This window comes from Bacillus sp. FSL K6-1366, assembly GCF_037976695.1.
GTDB lineage: Bacteria > Bacillota > Bacilli > Bacillales > Bacillaceae > Bacillus > Bacillus subtilis.
Genome location: NZ_CP150268.1, coordinates 1,702,502 through 1,722,472, shown reverse-complemented (window position 1 = coordinate 1,722,472; position 19,971 = coordinate 1,702,502). Strand labels below are relative to the sequence as shown.

23 protein-coding genes are annotated in these 19,971 nt (G+C 43.8%); 19 read left to right on the top strand and 4 right to left on the bottom strand.

Annotated features, from left to right (window positions below; genetic code table 11):
* Positions 1-69 precede the first annotated feature (69 nt).
* The gene (locus tag MHI44_RS09015; protein WP_175405004.1) at positions 70-708 is read left to right on the top strand and encodes a class A sortase; all 639 of its coding nucleotides are present in this window, start codon (positions 70-72) and stop codon (positions 706-708) included.
* 139 nt (positions 709-847) lie between these two features.
* On the opposite strand, the gene MHI44_RS09010 is transcribed toward MHI44_RS09015, so the two are convergent.
* Positions 848-1,258 (bottom strand): YwpF-like family protein, encoded by a 411-nt coding sequence (locus MHI44_RS09010; RefSeq protein ID WP_003227794.1) that lies wholly within the window; start codon positions 1,256-1,258, stop codon positions 848-850.
* Positions 1,259-1,432: 174 nt separating this feature from the next.
* Here MHI44_RS09010 and ywpG point away from each other — a divergent pair, with 174 nt between their 5' ends.
* The 4 genes from ywpG to ywpJ all read left to right on the top strand — a co-directional run bounded on the left by ywpG (position 1,433) and on the right by ywpJ (position 4,097).
* Complete coding sequence (ywpG, locus tag MHI44_RS09005; protein WP_014478204.1) at positions 1,433-1,816, top strand: DynA interaction protein YwpG; 384 nt, start codon at positions 1,433-1,435, stop codon at positions 1,814-1,816.
* A 76-nt stretch (positions 1,817-1,892) separates the two neighbouring features.
* On the top strand, positions 1,893-2,234 hold the full coding sequence (gene ssbB / locus MHI44_RS09000) for a single-stranded DNA-binding protein SsbB (RefSeq protein ID WP_014478203.1): 342 nt from the start codon (positions 1,893-1,895) through the stop codon (positions 2,232-2,234).
* A gap of 223 nt (positions 2,235-2,457) precedes the next feature.
* The gene (glcR, locus tag MHI44_RS08995) at positions 2,458-3,234 is read left to right on the top strand and encodes a transcriptional regulator GlcR (protein ID WP_003244075.1); all 777 of its coding nucleotides are present in this window, start codon (positions 2,458-2,460) and stop codon (positions 3,232-3,234) included.
* A gap of 5 nt (positions 3,235-3,239) precedes the next feature.
* Positions 3,240-4,097 (top strand): phosphatase YwpJ, encoded by an 858-nt coding sequence (gene ywpJ / locus MHI44_RS08990; RefSeq protein WP_339203350.1) that lies wholly within the window; start codon positions 3,240-3,242, stop codon positions 4,095-4,097.
* 127 nt (positions 4,098-4,224) lie between these two features.
* On the opposite strand, the gene MHI44_RS08985 is transcribed toward ywpJ, so the two are convergent.
* Together MHI44_RS08985 and MHI44_RS08980 are read right to left on the bottom strand one after the other, a co-directional pair.
* Positions 4,225-6,993 (bottom strand): DEAD/DEAH box helicase, encoded by a 2,769-nt coding sequence (locus MHI44_RS08985; RefSeq protein WP_116315764.1) that lies wholly within the window; start codon positions 6,991-6,993, stop codon positions 4,225-4,227.
* The gene (locus MHI44_RS08980; RefSeq protein WP_339203348.1) at positions 6,980-8,590 is read right to left on the bottom strand and encodes an SWIM zinc finger family protein; all 1,611 of its coding nucleotides are present in this window, start codon (positions 8,588-8,590) and stop codon (positions 6,980-6,982) included. The genes MHI44_RS08985 and MHI44_RS08980 overlap by 14 nt, the downstream gene beginning before the upstream one ends.
* Before the next feature lie 202 nt (positions 8,591-8,792).
* Here MHI44_RS08980 and MHI44_RS08975 point away from each other — a divergent pair, with 202 nt between their 5' ends.
* The 12 genes from MHI44_RS08975 (at position 8,793) to MHI44_RS08920 (ending at position 18,097) form a co-directional block, all read left to right on the top strand.
* Positions 8,793-8,936, top strand: coding sequence for a hypothetical protein (locus MHI44_RS08975; protein WP_003242876.1), 144 nt, complete (start codon positions 8,793-8,795; stop codon positions 8,934-8,936).
* Positions 8,937-9,169: 233 nt separating this feature from the next.
* Positions 9,170-9,916: a protein-tyrosine kinase activator TkmA gene (tkmA, locus tag MHI44_RS08970; RefSeq protein WP_003227811.1), complete on the top strand. Its 747-nt coding sequence runs from the start codon at positions 9,170-9,172 to the stop codon at positions 9,914-9,916.
* Complete coding sequence (gene ptkA / locus MHI44_RS08965) at positions 9,906-10,622, top strand: tyrosine-protein kinase PtkA (protein WP_043858830.1); 717 nt, start codon at positions 9,906-9,908, stop codon at positions 10,620-10,622. Before tkmA ends, ptkA begins: the two co-directional genes overlap by 11 nt.
* Before the next feature lie 48 nt (positions 10,623-10,670).
* Positions 10,671-11,435 (top strand): tyrosine-protein phosphatase, encoded by a 765-nt coding sequence (locus tag MHI44_RS08960; RefSeq protein ID WP_014481136.1) that lies wholly within the window; start codon positions 10,671-10,673, stop codon positions 11,433-11,435.
* Positions 11,436-11,629: 194 nt separating this feature from the next.
* Entirely contained in the window at positions 11,630-12,952 is a 1,323-nt protein-coding gene (uglF, locus tag MHI44_RS08955) for a UDP-glucose 6-dehydrogenase UglF (protein ID WP_116315766.1), read from the top strand.
* A gap of 191 nt (positions 12,953-13,143) precedes the next feature.
* Entirely contained in the window at positions 13,144-13,929 is a 786-nt protein-coding gene (locus tag MHI44_RS08950) for a YwqG family protein (protein WP_116315767.1), read from the top strand.
* Positions 13,930-13,978: 49 nt separating this feature from the next.
* Positions 13,979-14,104 (top strand): hypothetical protein, encoded by a 126-nt coding sequence (locus MHI44_RS08945; protein WP_128992287.1) that lies wholly within the window; start codon positions 13,979-13,981, stop codon positions 14,102-14,104.
* A 216-nt stretch (positions 14,105-14,320) separates the two neighbouring features.
* A complete protein-coding gene (locus MHI44_RS08940) occupies positions 14,321-14,743 on the top strand; it encodes a DUF5082 family protein (protein ID WP_010332155.1) in 423 nt (140 codons plus the stop codon).
* Positions 14,744-14,752: 9 nt separating this feature from the next.
* Complete coding sequence (locus MHI44_RS08935; protein WP_003227825.1) at positions 14,753-15,013, top strand: YwqI/YxiC family protein; 261 nt, start codon at positions 14,753-14,755, stop codon at positions 15,011-15,013.
* Between the two features lie 18 nt (positions 15,014-15,031).
* A complete protein-coding gene (locus MHI44_RS08930; RefSeq protein WP_116315768.1) occupies positions 15,032-16,897 on the top strand; it encodes a T7SS effector LXG polymorphic toxin in 1,866 nt (621 codons plus the stop codon).
* A gap of 12 nt (positions 16,898-16,909) precedes the next feature.
* The gene (locus MHI44_RS08925) at positions 16,910-17,263 is read left to right on the top strand and encodes a hypothetical protein (RefSeq protein ID WP_014481129.1); all 354 of its coding nucleotides are present in this window, start codon (positions 16,910-16,912) and stop codon (positions 17,261-17,263) included.
* Between the two features lie 120 nt (positions 17,264-17,383).
* A complete protein-coding gene (locus MHI44_RS08920; RefSeq protein ID WP_033885055.1) occupies positions 17,384-18,097 on the top strand; it encodes an endonuclease V in 714 nt (237 codons plus the stop codon).
* Positions 18,098-18,183: 86 nt separating this feature from the next.
* Here the strand turns inward: MHI44_RS08920 and MHI44_RS08915 are convergent, their stop codons facing one another.
* Positions 18,184-19,065, bottom strand: coding sequence for a LysR family transcriptional regulator (locus tag MHI44_RS08915; protein WP_014481127.1), 882 nt, complete (start codon positions 19,063-19,065; stop codon positions 18,184-18,186).
* 122 nt (positions 19,066-19,187) lie between these two features.
* On the opposite strand from MHI44_RS08915, the gene MHI44_RS08910 reads away from it, so the two are divergent.
* Both MHI44_RS08910 and MHI44_RS08905 read left to right on the top strand, forming a co-directional pair.
* The gene (locus MHI44_RS08910; protein ID WP_024572836.1) at positions 19,188-19,733 is read left to right on the top strand and encodes a flavodoxin family protein; all 546 of its coding nucleotides are present in this window, start codon (positions 19,188-19,190) and stop codon (positions 19,731-19,733) included.
* Positions 19,730-19,951, top strand: a complete 222-nt coding sequence (locus tag MHI44_RS08905; protein ID WP_116315771.1) for a hypothetical protein — start codon at positions 19,730-19,732, stop codon at positions 19,949-19,951. The genes MHI44_RS08910 and MHI44_RS08905 overlap by 4 nt, the downstream gene beginning before the upstream one ends.
* Positions 19,952-19,971: the final 20 nt, after the last annotated feature.

Sequence of the window (19,971 nt, the reverse complement as noted above, 5' to 3'; positions counted from 1 at the left end):
GGTGCTTTTTTGAAAAGTGAAAGTGACACGGAGCGTTTTTAGAAGGATGCATAAGAAAGGGTTTTTTGCATGTACAAGAAAATGATCATTACGGTGTTCATCCTTTTCGGACTGCTGCTGATCTCTTCTCCTTATATCAAAGGTGGAATTATAGCTTATCTTAGCAAAAGCCAGAGTGAATCGGCCTTAACTGTGGAGCAGCTGAAAAAAAATAATGAGAGAGAAGCGGAATTTGAATTTGATTCAATCGAGCCGCCTGAGTTGATGGATGCTGTAAAGGCCGGCTTTGATCACGATCAAAAAGCGGTTATCGGGCGGATAACAATTAAAAGTGTTGATCTGGAGCTTCCGATCGTAAAAGGCACAACCAATGAAAATCTTTTGATAGGGGCGGCAACAATGCGCCCGGATCAAAAAATGGGCGAGGGAAATTATCCGTTGGCGGGCCATCATTTGAAGCAAAAGAATCTTCTGTTCGGACCTCTGGAAAACATAAAAACAGGTGCCCAAATTGTCATCACGGATTTTAAAAAGGATTATATCTATTCTGTAACATCTAAAGACATCATATCGGAAATGGATGCAGATGTAGTTGAAGAGACAAACAAAAAAGAGATTACGTTAATCACATGTGACAAGGCGGTCAAAACTGAAGGGCGCCTTGTTGTGAAAGGGAAATTGGTTGATTCTTTTGGCCATACAAATTAAATATGCAAGAGAGAAAGCACGAAAAGAAAAGCTGCCGTTCAAAACGGCAGCTTTTTTCATGCAGAACATATCTATTCAAAATGTCTATTGTGATGCTCTTCGGTTCTGTGTCTGTTTTGGGGAACATGCCCCCTCATATTTATAATTTTTGCTTAAATGCCTCAATGAGTTTTGTTCCTGTATAGCCCTCTTTTACAAGGGACTCGAGAATGGTTTCAGTGCCCTGCTGTTTTCTTGTGACCATTTGTCCGTAGAGTAAAACCTGGATGCTTTCTTCCAGCTTGACGATATTTTTCACTGCTGCTGTCAGCTGGGCGGGGCGATTGCTTTTTTTCGTGATCGTTACAAATACTTTGGCTTCAGATTGGCTGTTTTGAAGCTGTTCAAAAAAAGACAGATGTTCTTTCTGTACAAGCGCCTCAATCAGCCAGTGATTTTCACCGTCTTCTTTATTTATAATCAGTCCGTCAATAAGGGGAAACTGTTCAATTGATTGTTCTTCCTTGTCCACTCGTTCCACATTCAGGTCAACCAGTTTAAAGGTTTTCATTTCTTCTCACCCCGATTACTTCCAAAGTTTTCTTGCCTTCCATTATAACATAAACGTTTTCGAGGAAAAAATCCTGCAATGCTGGGGCTAAAGAATTTTGTATGAGCGAAACATTTAATAATTTCTATTTTTTCATTATACTGTAACTGACTATGGATTACGGAGAGATGTGGTATGAATCAATTTCGTTTAAAAGAAATTTATATTGACGGCGCTCCTTCTGAAAGCCATTTGATTCAAAAGGAAGTAACATATATGTTAAGCCGTAAAGAAGTGTTTGAGGTTCATCTGAACAAAAAAGGAAGAATAAGTTTTTTATACGAAACACAAGATGGCATGGAGCAGTATAAAATCAAGCTGTCAATGCCGGAAAAAAAATTGAGCTTTCAGTGGTTTGCGTGGGATGGCTCTTCCTATGTGCGCATGAATACGCAAAACTGGCTGACAAAGCAAATCTTTTTCCGTTTTTTAAAAAGTACATATTTCTTCAAAGGAAAAAAGCAAAAGATGTTTTTAGCTGAAGGAAAAATGAAAACGAAAGATAAAAACAGAGGCTGAAAGCCATTTTTAAGCGTTTTTCTTTTCTTGTTGCATCATTTACAATACATACAACCGCAAGGAGAGGAGGAATCGCATGTTCAATCAGGTCATGCTTGTCGGACGTCTTACAAAAGATCCTGATCTTCGCTACACTTCCGCCGGTGCGGCAGTTGCACATGTTACGCTCGCGGTGAACCGCAGCTTCAAGAATGCTTCAGGTGAAATCGAAGCTGATTACGTCAATTGCACACTTTGGAGAAAAACAGCTGAAAACACGGCGTTGTATTGCCAAAAAGGTTCTCTCGTCGGCGTAAGCGGACGGATTCAGACAAGAAGCTATGAAAACGCGGAAGGCGTTAACGTGTATGTAACAGAAGTGTTGGCTGACACTGTTCGTTTTATGGACCCTAAACCCCGGGAAAAAGCTGCTGATTGACACCCCTGCTCCTCCCGTTATCTATCCATTCACTATTATCCGGATCTTCGCATCATCCCCTCAAAATTGACCAGTCGACCAGACTGGTTCTTTCTTTTTGCCTACTTAGGAAAAATTGGTTCTCTCGACGCATTTTTACTTAAAACCACTTATTAATGTTGAATAAAATCAAATAAAAACTTATAATTACTTATAAATGATTGCTGAGAAAAGGAATGAGGGCGTGTACCAAGAAGAAAGATTAGTAGCGATTTTGGATTTTTTAAAACAGCATAACCGAATTACAACGGAGCAGATCTGTACGCTCCTGCAAGTGTCAAGGGATACAGCGCGACGAGATCTTGTGAAACTTGAGGAACAGAATGCCATCATCCGCACAAGAGGCGGCGCCATTTTGCCGACTGTGCATCAGAAAATTCAAAGCTATTCCGGCCGCCTGAAAACAGTGTCTGAGGAAAAAAATAAGATCGGCAGGCTTGCAGCATCGCTTATTCATGATGGAGACCGGGTGATTTTAGACGCCTCTACAACTGTTCAGGCATGTGCAAAGCATTTGAATGCGGTTGATTGTACGGTAATCACCAATTCGATTAATCTTGCGGATGTGCTGTCCGATAAAGAGGGAATTGAAATTTATCTGCTGGGAGGCAAGCTGGAAAAGGAGCACCGCTTTCTGTACGGGTCCTCTGTGATTGAAAAGCTCTCAAGCTACCATGTTGATAAAGCGCTGATTGGTGTGGTCGGTATTTCCGAACATGGCATTACAATTGCGCATGAAGAGGATGGCATGGTGAAGCGGAAAATGATACAGCAGGCAAAGCAGGTCATCGCGCTTGCAGATCATTCGAAGCTGGGCAGCACCAGTTTTTATCAGTATGCGGAGCTGAATGAAATCGACCTTTTGATTACAGACAGGCTTCCGAATCAGGCATTTTGTGACTTGCTTGACCGAAACGGCGTTGAGCTTCTCGTGACAGAGCAGGATGAAGGAAAGGACTGACAAACGTGAAATTAATTGCGATTGATTTAGATGGAACCTTACTCAACAGCAAGCATCAGGTAAGCTTGGAAAATGAAAACGCACTGCGGCAGGCGCAGCTGGACGGCATTGAAGTGGTGGTGTCAACTGGGCGCGCTCATTTTGACGTCATGTCAATCTTTGAACCGCTGGGGATCAAAACATGGGTCATCAGTGCAAACGGCGCCGTCATTCACGATCCCGACGGCAGGCTTTATCATCACGAAACGATTGATAAGAAACGGGCGTATGACATTCTCTCATGGCTTGAGTCGGAAAACTATTATTATGAGGTATTCACAGGTTCAGCGATTTATACGCCGCAAAACGGCAGAGAACTTCTTGATGTTGAGCTGGACAGATTTAGAAGCGCAAACCCGGAAACAGATCTTTCTGTCCATAAGCAGGCGGCCGAGGTGCAATACAGCCAATCGGGCTTTGCTTACATTAACTCTTTTCAAGAGCTGTTTGAAGCCGATCAGCCAATCGATTTTTACAATATTCTCGGCTTTTCTTTCTTCAAAGAAAAGCTTGAGGCAGGCTGGAAAAGATATGAGCATGCCGAAGATTTGACGCTTGTCAGTTCGGCTGAGCACAACTTTGAGCTTTCTTCCCGCAAAGCTTCCAAGGGGCAGGCGCTGAAGAGGCTTGCAAAACAGCTGAATATTCCGCTCGAGGAAACCGCTGCTGTAGGTGACAGTTTAAATGACAAATCGATGCTGGAGGCTGCGGGAAAAGGTGTAGCGATGGGCAATGCCCGGGAAGACATCAAATCGATAGCCGATGCTGTCACCTTAACCAATGACGAACATGGTGTCGCACATATGATGAAACATTTGCTGTAGGTATATGTGCTGCTCCAAAAGCGCATCCTGTTGATATAACCGGCGTAACGGATTTTTTGGAGATTCGGCGTGACGGCTATGAACGGAAAAAAGCTGGCTCTATCAGAGCCAGCTTTTTTAGTCATGATCATTGCGCTGTAGCGCTTAATGTAAACAGTTCTTCAAGCTCCTGTGTGGAAAGCTCGGTAATCCAGTTTTCACTTTGGATAATTTGATCGTTCAGGGTTTGCTTGGATTCAAGCATGACATCAATTTTTTCTTCGATTGTTCCCGTCGTAATCATTTTATGAACGTGGACAAAGCGCTCCTGGCCTATGCGGTATGCACGGTCAGTCGCTTGATTTTCAACCGCCGGGTTCCACCATCTGTCATAATGGATGACGTGATTGGCGGCGGTCAAATTAAGTCCGGTGCCTCCAGCTTTGAGTGAAAGAATCAGTGTCGGATATTCTTTCCTTTGAAATTTCTCAACGAGTGTATCCCGCTCTTGCTTGGAGAGACTCCCATTTAAAAATTGCACAGGTTCCCCGAACGTTTTTTCAAGCAGCCGCTTCATCATGTTCCCCATCTGAATGTATTGCGTGAAAATCAGGCAGCTTTCGTTTTGGGAGCGGATCGCTGTCATCAGTTCCAGCAATTTTTCGAGCTTGACTGATCTGCCGGCCAGCAGCTCGGTTTGCTCTTCCTTTAAATAAAGCGCGGGATGATCGCATATTTGCTTGAGCCGTCCAAGCATGCTGAGGATCAGCGCTTTTCGCTGCATGCCGGTCAGTGATGTCATATGGTCAAAAGTGTCTTTGACGAGCTGCTCATAAAGGGATGCCTGCTCGGCTGACAGCGGGATAAATTCTTTTTCTTCCAGCTTCTCAGGAAGATTAAGCGCGACCTCTTCATCCCGTTTCGTCCGGCGGAGAAGGAATGGCCGGATTAATTGCTGAAGCTGTCCGATTCTCTTTTCGTCCCGGTCTTTTTCGATCGGCAGCACATAGCGTTTATGGAAGCCGGTCAAACTGCCGAGGTAGCCTTTATTCATGAAGTCAAAAATAGACCACAGCTCAGTCAGTCGGTTTTCCATCGGCGTGCCGCTCAGCGCGATATGGTGAAGCCCCTTCAGCTTCCTGATTGCGCGTGATTGCTTCGTATGCGCGTTTTTAATATTTTGCGCTTCATCAAGGCAGATCGTGTTCCATGTCACAGAAGAAAGCTCTTCAGTATCGGCATGTGACAGTCCATATGAAGTGAGCACCACGTCTGCGTTTTCATAATGCGCGGCGAAATCATCACCCTTTGGCCGGCGCGGCCCATAATGGAGCGCGACAGACAGATCAGGGGCAAAGGTTTGAAGCTCCCGCTGCCAGTTGCCAAGTACGGATGTCGGCGCAATAATCAAATGAGGCGTTTTTTGCCGGCCGCTTTCCTTCACGTGAAGGAAATAGGCGATCATTTGAATCGTTTTTCCAAGCCCCATATCGTCAGCCAGACAGGCGCCAAAACCGCTTTCCCGAAGAAACAGCAGCCAGTTCATGCCGTATTTCTGATAAGGGCGGAGCGTTCCTTTGAAAGAAGGACTGACTTCGTGCTCCGGCAGGTTTTCCGCGGCAGTGAGCTTTCGAATCAGTGACCTGAGCTGTTTAGACAGATCAAACTGAATGCCGGCGAAAGCGGATGTATCAATCAGATCCGAATCCTCAAGTCCGCCATCCTGCTGATCCATTAGCTCACGCGCCAGAATATCAGACATGTGGAGTCCCTCTGATTCTGCTTTTTCCATCAGGCGTTTCATCTGTTTGATAAACTGCGGATCGATTTTAACCCATTGCCCGCGGATATTAACAAGGCGCCTGTTGCTGGCGACAAGCTCATTAAATTCAGCCTCAGTCAGTTCAATTCCATTTGTCGCAAACCGCCAGTTGAAATCAAGCAGTGCATTCATGCCGACAAATGACTCGCCGCGCGGGGAGGACGACACCTTTGCTTTCAGCATCATGTTGCTGTCTCTGACAATCTGCCACCAGGACGGCAGGAGGATTTCTACCCCCATATCGACAAGCGTCTCACTTGCTTCTGACAGGAAGATCCAGGCTTCTTCCTCCGAGATCAGCGTTGTCCCGGAATCAAACGACAGCCACGGAACCGTTCTGTGAAAGCGGTCCTGCTCACGCGCGATTTTATCGCTGTACGCCTGCCACGATTTTTTGAGGCTCTTCAGTCCGTCAAAGAATTCTACAGCACCGCTCTTTTTATCGCGTAAAAACATCTCGATCTTCCATTCGTCTCCGTCAAAGTCCGGTTCATTTAAGCGCAAGCCGACAGTAAATGGAGATTGATCGTCAATCCAGCCAATGCCTTCCAGAAAATCCTCTTCATCAAGAAAATGGCCGCGGAATGTCGTAACCGCAGGCGATTTCTCCTTGATATGTTCCCATTTCTCCCGCAGGTCATCGTCGTACTGGATGTAATCCTGTACGGCAGCGGAAAACCATTCCGCAGTAAAGCCCTCCAGTATATTGTCGCGGTCCTTCCAGCGAAAAACACCGTTTGTCCATGCTTCATAGTCAGGCATAAAATCGCCGTCTGCGATAAATTCATAGATGGTCGATGCCGCCTCGATCAGCGGCTCCGTTTCTTCTGTAAGCTGCACGGAGCTGAATGAGTTGAACGAGTTTTTGCCGAGAAGCTCTACAGTCATCCATGGCGATAGCAGGACAGCAGTCGTCCCGATGAAGCTGACATCCTCTAGAAAGGTCCCGTAAAATGAGGATTCATGCCATTGGAACAAATGCTTTTTCATATGGCTGTAGGGAAGAGGCTGCTCATTTTCATCAAAGGCTGAGAGCGTAAATGACCCATCTTCCATTTGTTCGACGTGGATGAGAATTTCTTTAAGACTCGCCATCAATCAACTTTCCTTTCTGCAGTTCTTCTTGAAGCGCACGCAGGCGCTTGTAATGCGAGCTCAGCAGCTGAATATACCGCTCCCACACCTTCTGCTTTTTCGCTTTTTTGTACAGGGTGCGCAATTTTTTCAAATACCGGGCGGCTTCCTTGTACGAGCTGCGGTTCTTCTGATCAATGAAAAAAGCCACTTCTCTATGGTAAGCCGGTATAAGCGCCTCAGGGTCGCTCGCTGCAATTTCCTTGAGCATCATTTTATCCATTTCATTGATGGAAAAGCCGACAAGGCTATGAATTTCAATCCACTCGGCATAGCGTTTTTTTTCATATAAATGATGGCTGTATTCTGTGAACGTATACGGCAGACAGCCCGCGGCAAAGCGCTCAAACAGCGCTTGATCATTGGTTTGCTGCACATAGGCATTCAACAGAAGGAACAGCTCGCCGATCACATCGCGAATCTCTTTAAACGGCTTATCCAGCTTCGTATAACCCATCGCAATTGGCTCAATTTGCTGGTACCATGTTTTAAGCCGTTTCCAGTCCTTCTTGGCAGTCATTTCACTCAGCCATTGGAACGTATAAGGGAGCGCTTCCGGCGGGAATTGATCCGCTTCCGCAAAAATAACGTCATCATTCTTTTGCAGGAATTCCAAATGCAGGCGCCCGAATTGCAATTCGGGAGAAAAACGCCGTCCAGCTTCTTTTTTCAATATCTCCTGTTCGCGTGCCACCCATTTTGGCCGCGACAGCAGCGCACTCCAAATTTCACCGAAGACGCGGATGCGTTCATATTGGAAAATTTCTTCTTTCAACAGCAAAGGTCGGATAACATCCGGTGTTTTATCCAAAAACGGATCAAGCGCAAAAGACAGCGCGTACGTTTTTAATTTGTCAATAGAGCTGTAGATTGTATCCATCAGCTGTTCAACGTACGGATTGAGGGAATAAAAATCTTGTTCGGGGTTCAGCTTGCCCGCTTCAATCAATGTGAACATGCGAAGCCAAACCGCAATCGCGGAATGAATCTGATACAGGCTTTTCAGCTCCGGCTTGTTCGGCGCATGTTTTTTTAATGCGGACAGGTAGCCGTAATAGAGGCCCTGCATGTTTTGGCTGCCTTCTGGCGTACGTGCCTGCCAGAGAGAAAACTCTGAATCAAAAAAAGCAAGCCAGCTTGAAAGCGATTCTTCATTAGGCAGCACCTTTTCCTGAAACTGGCGGCGGACGAGCTCTTTGCTTTCCTCAAGCTTTTCCTTCTCGAGCCAATACTCTGTAAAAGTACCCACTCGCTCGAACATTGCATATACATATAAAAACACAGCCAGCATATGGCGGCAGATTCTTCCGGACGGACATGAACAGCCGCTTTTGACTATGACAAACAAGTTCAATGTGACCCGCACAGGCACAACATCCTGCACGTAAGCCGTAACTTCCGTCGGACTCACTGCTTGTAAACGATAGACTGAATCCTGCCGATATAAAATAAGGGCTTTTTTGATCAGCTGAACATTTTCCTCATTGTAAGGAAGAAGTTCTTTTAACTGTTCAGCAGATGCCAGCACATCGTCTTTGGAAATCATATTCTGAAGCATGATTATCGCTCCTAACCGAGTCACGTAATAAAAAGATCCAATTTCTCTATTATATCGCAACACATCGGCCTTAAAAAGTTTTTCCTAAAAAAGGACATAAAAAATGGGATGTGTCGAATGATGTATTAGAGATTGCAAATTGATAACCAGCATCATATAATAATCGTGTTTTCAACTTAATGGAAGCTGAAAGGAAAAAAAGATGAGTGAAAAGAAATTGAATCAAGAAGAATTTCTGAAAATTTTGATGCATGCACATGAAATTGGTGAGCAGTCATCTGAGATGACGACGAAGGAAATGCTTGAAAATTTGATTTCTCATATTAAAAATGGATATGCAACATAAAAATCCCGCACGCCTTTAGCGGGATTTTTTTATGCGAGAGAACGTGACTGCCCGAATAAGAGAAAATGAGACAGCACTGTCAACACAGTAAATATAGCGCTTACATAAAAAGTACTAACATAACGCATTGTAAAAAAATGTCGAATTATGTCACGTGAAAAGCTGGAGTAATGCGGTTTCAACGTTGTATAATCGTAGATGGAAAAGGATGTTATAAGAGATTTGGAGGTATCATGGGAGAATCTACAAGCTTAAAAGAGATATTATCAACGTTAACAAAACGCATACTTTTGATTATGATTGTAACCGCGGCTGCCACTGCTGCCGGCGGACTCATTAGTTTCTTCGCACTTACACCCATCTATGAAAATTCAACTCAGATTCTGGTCAACCAATCGAAAAATGAACGAAAAGAAGTCCAATTTAACGATGTCCAAACCAATCTTCAGTTAATCAATACGTACAATGTCATCATTAAGAGCCCTGCCATCTTAGATGAAGTCATTAAAGAAATGGGCCTGTCGATGACATCCCAAGAACTGAATGACAAAATTACCGTATCCAGCGAACAGGACTCCCAAGTGGTCAACATATCAGTCAGGGATGAAAACGCGGAAACAGCGGCTCATATTGCCAATACTATAGCATCTGTTTTTCAAGACAAAATCACATCCATTATGAATGTTGACAATGTCAGCATTCTGTCAAAAGCCGAGGTTTCAGAACATCCGTCCCCTGTATCGCCAAAGCCGCTACTAAACATTGCCATCGCGTTTGCGGCCGGATTGGCGGGAAGCATCGGACTGGCCTTCCTGCTTGAGCATTTGGATAATACGATCAAATCGGAAGAGCAGCTCGAATCCTTGCTGGACATACCTGTTTTAGGGACAGTTTCCACCATTGCGAATGAGCAGAAAACAGCAAAGACCTTACAGGGTTTCCAATCTGAAAAAACGGGGAGTGGACATTTTGGCGCTTAGAAAAAACAGAGACTCGTGGATGCGGAGAAATGTCATTGCAATGACAGAGCCGAAATCCTTGAACTCTGAACAATATCGGACGATTCGCACGAATATAGAATTTGCTTCAGTGGACCGGCAAATGAAATCAGTCATGATTACATCGGCTTGTCCAGGGGAAGGAAAATCAACAACGGCCGCCAACCTGGCTGTCGTATTCGCCCAACAGGGAAAAAAAGTGCTCCTGATTGATGCTGATTTGCGAAAACCAACAGTACATACGGCTTTTTTTCTTGAAAATACGGTTGGCTTAACATCTGTTTTATTAAAGAAAAGCTCTATGGAGCAGGCTGTACAAGCATCGAATGAAAAACATCTTGACGTGCTGACGAGCGGCCCGATCCCGCCAAACCCGGCCGAGCTTCTCTCCTCGAAGTGGATGAAGGAGCTTGCATACGAAGCGTGTGCGGCATATGATATGGTCATTTTTGATACGCCGCCTATTCTTGCCGTAGCAGATGCACAGATTTTAGGCAACGTGGCAGACGGTTCTGTTCTGGTTATTTCAAGCGGGAAAACAGAAAAAGAACAAGCCGCAAAAGCGAAAGAGGCGCTTGAAACGTGCAAAAGCAAGCTTCTTGGGGCGATTATGAACGGCAAAAAGCTTTCGAAGCACTCTGAATACGGATATTACGGAAACAAGGACAATTTCATGCAAAATAAATAACGTGCATCGTGCCCGTTATTTATTTTTGCGAAAAAAGGGGGCTAGGACATGATCGATATTCACTGTCACATTCTTCCCGCAATGGATGACGGGGCAGGTGATTCGGCCGACAGCATAGAAATGGCAAGAGCCGCTGTTCGTCAGGGAATCCGGACGATCATTGCGACACCTCATCATAACAACGGTGTGTATAAAAACGAGCCAGCCGCAGTCAGAGAAGCAGCAGATCAGTTAAACAAACGTTTAATCAAAGAAGACATTCCTTTACATGTGCTTCCGGGACAGGAAATCAGAATCTACGGCGAGGTGGAACAAGACCTTGCCAAACAGCAGCTGCTTTCGCTGAATGATACAAAACACATCTTGATTGAGTTTCCGTTTGATCACGTTCCCCGATATGCGGAGCAGCTTTTTTATGATTTGCAGCTGAAAGGATATATTCCGGTTATCGCCCATCCTGAACGCAACAGGGAAATTCGCGAAAACCCGTCCTTGCTGTATCATCTTGTGGAAAAAGGAGCAGCATCTCAGATTACTTCAGGAAGTCTTGCGGGGACCTTCGGCAAGCAGCTGAAAGCATTTTCTCTCCGGCTGGTTGAAGCCAATTTGATCCATTTCGTAGCCTCAGATGCCCATAATGTGAAAACGAGAAACTTTCACACTCAAGAGGCTCTTTATGTTCTAGAGAAAGAATTCGGCTCGGAACTTCCTTATATGCTGACGGAAAATGCAGAGCTTCTCCTGCGGAATCAGACCATCTTCAGACAGCCTCCGCAGCCGGTCAAAAGAAGAAAATTGTTTGGTCTTTTTTAACAGCCGATTCTCATTTCACCACTTTCTTTTTGAGAGCGATATAATAGTGTATTGTATGGTTGAATCACATTTCAGAAATCTGTACAGGCTGTACCCGACAGGCTATGCGGGAGATCATTCGCATTCATGATAGGATGTTCTCATACGATATTACGGAAGCTGCAAAGCAGCAATTTAACTGTTGGAGGGAAACAATGAATATAACAGTCATCGGAACAGGCTATGTCGGTCTTGTGACAGGTGTTTCTCTTTCTGAGATTGGACATCATGTAACCTGCATTGATATTGACGCTCACAAGATTGATGAAATGAGAAAGGGCATTTCCCCCATATTTGAACCAGGTCTTGAAGAGCTGATGAGAAAAAATACAGCTGATGGACGGCTGAACTTTGAAACGAGCTATGAGAAAGGCTTGGCACAGGCAGACATCATTTTTATAGCGGTCGGCACACCGCAGAAAAGCGACGGGCACGCCAATCTGGAGCAAATTACAGATGCGGCCAAACGCATCGCAAAGCATGTCAAACGAGATACAGTCGTGGTAACGAAAAGCACAGTGCCCGTTGGGACAAACGATTTGATTAATGGACTGATTACTGAACATCTAGCGGAGCCTGTCAGTATTTCGGTCGCCTCCAATCCGGAATTTTTGCGTGAGGGGTCGGCGATCTATGATACCTTTCATGGTGACAGGATCGTGATCGGGACGGCCGATGAGAAAACAGCAAATACGCTGGAGGAGCTCTTCCGTCCGTTTCAAATCCCGATTTACCAAACGGATATCAGAAGCGCCGAGATGATCAAATATGCCTCAAATGCTTTTCTAGCCACTAAGATCAGTTTTATAAACGAAATTTCGAATATATGTGAAAAGGTCGGCGCCGATATTGAAGCAGTCGCGTACGGGATGGGACAGGATAAGCGGATCGGGAGCCAGTTTTTAAAAGCGGGCATAGGCTACGGCGGCTCTTGTTTCCCAAAAGACACAAACGCCCTCGTGCAAATTGCCGGCAATGTCGAGCATGATTTTGAACTGCTGAAATCGGTTATCAAAGTCAACAACAATCAGCAGGCGATGCTGGTTGATAAAGCGCTGAACAGGCTCGGCGGGGTGACGGGAAAAACGATTGCCCTTTTAGGCCTGTCATTTAAACCGAATACCGACGATATGAGAGAAGCGCCGTCAATTGTTATTGCAGACCGTCTCGCTGCGCTCGACGCCCGTATCAGAGCCTACGATCCCATTGCAGTTAGCCATGCAAAGCATGTTCTCCCGCAAGCTGTTGAATATAAAGAGACGATCGAGGAAGCTGTCAAAGGTTCTGACGCCGTCATGATTTTAACCGACTGGGCTGACATTAAACAATTTCCGTTAGCGGCTTATCGGGATTTGATGGAATCGCCGCTCATATTTGACGGTAGAAACTGCTACACATTGGATGAAGCTGCGGCTTCAGGAGTGGAGTATTATTCTGTCGGTCGGAAGGCGGTTGTTCCGTCAGGTGCAATTCAATAGATGAAAAAGAAAGGCTGGTTGCGCACCAGTCTTTTTTTCATCTATTGTGGGGTGCTGAATACATTTGCTACTATTTAACTATTGTTTGGAAAATTATACAGAAGTAGGGTTTCTTTAAACATTCGTTTGAAAAACATTAGAAGAAAACCAGAAAATAAAACCTTGGAGATGCCGGAAAAGGAGAGAATCTGATGAATCATCTGCCCGAAAAAATGAGACCGTACCGCGACTTGCTGGAGAAATCAGCGAAAGAATACGTGAAACTGAATGTCCAAAAAGGGAAAACAGGACGATATGACAGCAAAATTGCCGGTGATCCCTATTTCCCCAAGCATGAAACATACCCGACTGATGAAAATGGACAGCCGATGAAGCTTCTGGCACAGATTAATTTCTCGCACATTCCCCAGCTTGACGGCTACCCTTCTTCAGGTATCCTGCAGTTCTACATTTCTGTTCATGATGACGTCTATGGATTGAATTTTGACGATCGATGTGAACAAAAGAATTTCAGAGTGATCTATTTTGAAAATATCATAGAAAACGAAGACGAGCTTGTTTCTGATTTTTCATTTATCGGCACAGGCGAATGTGATTTTCCGATTTTATCAGAAGCGGCAGTCGAGCCTGTGAAATCTTCGGAATGGGTGCTGCCTACAGATTTTCAATTTGAGCAGTATACGGGCATGGAAACAATGGAGTTCTTTGGTCAGTTCGGCGAGGATGAAGAAGACATTTATAATGAACTGGCTGAAAACGGATTTGGCCATAAAATCGGCGGATACGCTTCTTTTACCCAGCATGATCCACGGGAATACGCATATAAAGAACACACCATCATGCTTTTACAAATTGATTCAGACGATGATATCGATTCAATGTGGGGAGACGTCGGCATCGCCAATTTTTTCATCACACCTGACGATCTAAGGAAAAAAGACTTTTCAAACGTTCTGTACAACTGGGACTGCAGCTAATACAAGCTTTTGATCCAAAGGGTCAGAAGCGGGGAATAATAGAAGCCAAATGACAAAATCAGACGTGGCCGACCAGATGAAGAACATAAACATGAACAATAAGCTCAGCGCCGAAAGAGGCAGATCAACCACATCTGCCTCTTTCAAGTGCCTTTATAACTATGACATTAGGTGATTTCATTTTATAAAACGCTTTTATTAGCTGTATAACGAACAAAAACAAGATCAAATACCTACATTTCAAGAGCGTTATATGCCTAAATTAAGCCATTTACCCTATTTAAGCCGCCTTCTGGCTATTTTAAAATATAATATATGGAAATAAAGTATGGAAAAGTCTATCTTCATCAGCCCCTCCATACGACTTTTTGAGTATTAAGAGGTGATTCAGATGGGTTATGAAAGTATGCTAGCGGATATCAAAAGTTCGCTCAACGGAAAAATTTCCGACGTGGAAGACAAGATCGAAAAGCTGAAAAAAGCAAAAAAGGACATAGACACGCTGCAAGAAGAGGCAATCACTGAAATCAAAGAAATTGTAAAACCGGAATTGGGCAAGCATTGGACGGGAACAAAAGCCGATGATTTCGACAAGGGAAGAGAAGAGGCGAAATCGGAAGCATCTAAGATTGTGAATGATAAATATAACGAGTATATGGCTTCGATTCAAAGCAAAATATTCTGGCTTGAGACAGAGAAATTTGAGCTTAATTTGACAAAAAGTGCAGCGAATGCCGCAGGCGACCTTCTTGCTAAAGGAGAAGATTTCGTAGAAGAAGCAGGAAGACAAATTAGTAAACTAAAATGGTGGTGATCTTTTTTTATGTCAGAAATTAAGCTGAAGTACGACACAGTCATCAAAACATTGGATTCTGTCAAAGATGCGCTTGCTGACGTATCAATCGGCGCCGCGGGGTCCAATGGAAAAAATAAACTCGATTATACGAAAAAATATCATGAGCGTGAGGAGAACATCAAAACCATGCTCGGAGATTACAAAAAAGCGGTACAGAAAAATATCGAGGATACAAAGGATAACGTAGATTCACTCAAAGAGCAGGACGAGGCGATAGCGGTAAAATAGAACAGAAAGGGCAGTGCGATGAGTAAAGTATTTGAATCAAAATCTTTAATCGAAGAAGCGAAGAGCAGAAAAAAGCAATATGAGACGCTTGAAGAGCAGCTGAATACGCTGAAAAAAGCGTTTCAGGGAGTTGCAGATTTAGGCGACAATTTTAAAGGAAAAGGCGCGGACAATATTAAAGATTTTTTTCAGGGGCAGGCGGAAATCGTAGACAGCTGGCTGACGCTTGTCTCTGCTCAAATTGCGTTTTTAAACGGCATTTCAGGAGATATTAAAGATCAAGAACTCAATGATTCATATGTGGAAACTTCATTTTTGGATCATGAGCTGCCCAATGGAGACCTGAAAGCCTCAGAGATAGTCTCCGCTCATAAAGAAGAAATCGATTCTATTTTGTCAGGCATCAGCGATATTATTGATCTCGACATGTACACGCTTGACGAGTATGCAGATAAGATGGGCGATGCCCAAAAAGTCAGACGTGACACGATCACAGCTGTCGATAAGCTTGATGAATCCCTGACCACTGAATATCAAAATTTAGAATCTCTGGACAACGCAGTGCTCACCAAATATTCTGTTCTCATGCAGGCCACCAGCAATGGGAAGAGCGCATCCCCTATGTACTATGACAAAAAAGCCTTCCACAGCAATGAAGTCTACAAAAGCGTGATTGAAGTAGAAAATCAAGGAACAACCTATATTGATGCAAAAGCCCAGCAAGCAGAAGCAAGACGTCTCCAGGAAAAAGCCGAGGAAGAAGCAAACAAACCATGGTACGAAAAAACATGGGATGGAGTTTGCAACTTTACTGGAGAAGTCACTGGCTATTATGATTATAAAAGAGCAACTGAAGGCGTTGACCCGGTTACCGGAGAAAAACTCTCCACCGCAGAACGTGTGACAGCAGGAGCTATGGCCGCAGCCGGATTTATACCAGTCGTCGGCTGGGCAGGCCGCGCCTTCAAAGGCGGAAAAGCCATCTACAAAACCGGAAAAGCTGCTATCGCGGCTGAACACGCTTTAGATGCCTACAAAACAGGCAAATCCTTAGACATTCTCAAAATGACAGAAATGGGCGCATACGGCCTTGTTGCGTCAAACGGATTCTCAGAAGCCGTCACGGGACGGGATATGTTTGGAAACAAAGTGTCTGAGGAGAAGCGGAAGCAGGGGGCGCTGGAAGCTGTGCTGAGTTTGGTTGGAGCCGGTGCACTGGCGAAACATATTGATAAAGGCATCCCGCTTGCAACCCATTCAAAAGTCCAAAAAGCAAACAAAACACTAGAGAAAGTAAAACAATTCAAAGTCCCAACAAACGTCCGCGTGTACGCAGAACGCCCTGTAACTCCGGATGGCTTTACATTCGGAATCCCGACAGTACGTGTCGATGTGGAAAAGACGGCTGTTAAGGATCTTGGGATTGTGAAGATGGTTAGTGATGGCGGTCGTAAGGGAAGCTCTCATAGTCCTAACATTTCTAAAAATCACGATAAAGTAGCGCACGATGGATATTATGGTCGTAAAGAATTTAGAACGATGCTTAATAATGCTTCGTTTACTCCGCATGGCCATAAACATGTTAAAGCTAAAACACCTGAAGAAGCAAAACGTTTTAGTATGACAGGTAAAAAAGCTGCTCAGTACTTACCAGATGTGAATAACAAAGCTTTAGAAAAAGAGGCACTTCTAAAAGGTCATATTATTGATAATGGAAATAACAACTATTATTTCATTTATGATGCAGGAAAAACAGTCGGTTATGATCTAGGTACACCAACAAGCTGGATTAGAGCGGAGTTTTCTGGTGGTGAATATCATGGTCATCCGATTGCTGGAAGTCGATTAGATAAGTATTTAAAACAACTTGGTATTGATAAGTAATAGGAGGCTTTTATGAGAAAGATAAAAAAAATGCCAGAAATAAGTTTACAACCCTTAAGAATTCCAAAAGGATGGACCATAAATCAAAACAGTTTTAGAGAAATTGATCCGAAAAACCTAGCACCAGACGATGAAAAATGGTTGTTTTTTTCACAAGATTTAATGCAATTAACATACTCTCGTAAAAATTACTTACTTGATTTAGGTTGGTATCCAGATGCGGATGCTAATGGATTTTATCAACTAGTTATGATGCAAAATGAGGATTGGGATCAACCCATATATGAATTTCAGACAAATAGCCATATTGAAATAGTTAAAAATATAGAATTTATATTAAACAAAGTTACGAATAATGAAATGTAGTTAAACATTTAATTAGAACTATTAATAAAGTTTGCAGAACCTGGAGTTGTAAGTTTTCAAAGTAAAAATGAATACAAAGAAAAACAGACACTAGTTAACAGGAGGTAGGATTGATTTTAGATGCATGTTAAACAAATACATTCTTTCAACCTAAACAGAGAAGAATTTGTAAAAACACAACAATCCCTTATCCATAAAATCAACCTATCCACCTCCATCAACCTAGACTCCATCAACACCTGCGCAGGCGTCGATCTCGCCTATTGGGAGCAGAACGGAGAACCATACGGAGTGTGCAGTATTATCGTGATTGACGCTGATACAAAAGAAGTCATTGAAAAAGTGCATAGCATGGGGAAAATCAGCGTACCGTATGTTTCCGGTTTTCTTGCGTTTCGCGAGCTGCCTTTGATCATCGAGGCGGCGAAAAAGCTGGAGACGGAGCCGGATGTCTTCTTGTTTGATGGCAACGGATATCTGCATTACAATCATATGGGCGTTGCCACCCATGCGGCTTTTTTTCTGGGCAAGCCGACGATTGGGATTGCGAAAACCTATCTCAAAATCAAAGGCTATGATTTCGTGATGCCTGAAAATGAAGTCGGTGCATACACCGATATTCTCATTGACGGCGAGGTATATGGCCGGGCGCTGCGAACGCGGGGGGACGTGAAGCCTATTTTCTTGTCTTGCGGTAATTATATTGATTTAGACAGCAGCTATCAGATCACGATGAGCTTGATCAATCAAGAAAGCAGGCTGCCGATCCCTGTCCGCCTGGCTGACCTTGAAACGCATGTTTTGCGAACGTTTTATCAGAAAAATCACATGTAACACTTGGGGCTCTAAGTCATCAAGTGTTTTTTTGTATGTGTGTGCTTTCCTGGTCTCAAAAACCTTGTCGTCCTTGTGGAGAGGTTTTATTTGAATGTTTTCCGTGTCAAATCGATAAAAGCCTTTAATGGCGCAGACATCCATTTGTCCTTATGCCATGCTAATTGAGTGAAAACGGGGCAATCACTCTGCCAATTGAGTTCTTTCATCCGGCCTGCTGCAATATCATCTTTTACTGTCATTTCAGGCAAGATTCCAATCCCAAGTCCGGCCATCACGCATTGTTTGATGGCTTCTATGCTGACGAATTCCAATTTGTTAGGATAGACACCGGAGTCATGCAAATTGTTCTCAAAGAGCGTGCGGTACGAGCAGCCGTCCTCTGTCAGCAGAAGAGTTTCGTTTTGAAGATCCTTCAATGTTACTGGTAAATCCGCAGGAAAAGGATGGTCATTAGCAGCCACCATTTTGATCTCATCCTGAATCAAAGATTCAACGTGCAGTGCGTCTTCCATCCGGTTTACATCCAAGATGAAGGTGATATCAAGCTGGCCCTGTAAGAGCTGTTCTTTCGCTTGTTCATTGGAGATATATGGTTTGAATATGAGCTTTACTTGGGGAAAAGCCTGTTTAAATTCTTTTATGATAGGGGGCAGGCGGTATGTGCACTGGCTTTCTGTCGCCCCGATTTTTAAGGTTCCGGTTGTTTCTCTTACTTGATTTGCGGCCATTTTCGCTTCTTCTGTTAACGCAATGATCTTCTGTGCATAAGATTTGAACGTTTTTCCTGCTTCTGTCAAGATAAGCCGCTTGCCGAGCCGTTCAAATAAAGGCGTCCCAATTTCTTCTTCAAGTGATTTGATCTGAGAGGTAACGCTTGATTGTGCATAATTAAGCATTTTGGCGGTTAGGGTGAAGTTTACATGTTCTGCCGCCGTAATAAAGGTGATCAGCTGCTTCAATTCCACTTGTTCTCTTCCTTTCTAAATCGGTTTTAGCGATTGGATTAATCGAAATAATCATCTGTATTGATTGATGAATCCATTATAAGATGAAGAAAATCATTCGTAAACAAAGGAGCAGATGCATCATGAAAATTGCGGTTATTAACGGCGGAACTCGGTCTGGCGGAAATACGGATGTTCTTGCGGAGAAGGCTGTTCAAGGATTCGATGCGGAGCACATTTATTTGCAGAAATATCGAATTCGGCCAATTGAAGATCTGCGTCACGCCCAAGGCGGCTTTCGTCCTGTTCAAGATGACTACGATTCTATCATTGAACGGATATTGCAGTGCCATATTCTTGTATTCGCCACCCCAATTTATTGGTTTGGCATGTCAGGGACATTAAAGCTGTTTATTGATCGCTGGTCACAGACATTGAGAGATCCGAGATTTCCTGATTTTAAACAGCAAATGTCAGTGAAACAGGCATATGTAATAGCAGTGGGCGGAGACAATCCAAAAATAAAAGGGCTGCCGCTGATTCAGCAATTCGAACATATTTTTCATTTTATGGGAATGCCCTTTAAAGGTTATGTGCTGGGAGAAGGCAATCGTCCAGGCGATATTCTTCGTGATCATCAGGCGCTATCCGCTGCGAGCCGCTTACTGAAAAGAAGCGATGCGATATGAAGTTTTTGCTGTCGATCGTTGCTGGCATGCTGATTCTTGCATTCTTTTTATTTTGGAAGGTCCAGCCTCCTGTTTGGATACAAGTTGAAACCAATTCGTCCCAGTTGAAGCAATATGTGAGAATGGCAGGAACCACGCTGCAAGTCAAGCACATCATCAAGAGTGACGCAGGAGAAGAAACAGCTGTCATATCAAACGGCATTTCTGGGCCAAAATAAATAAAGCACCTGTCAAGGTG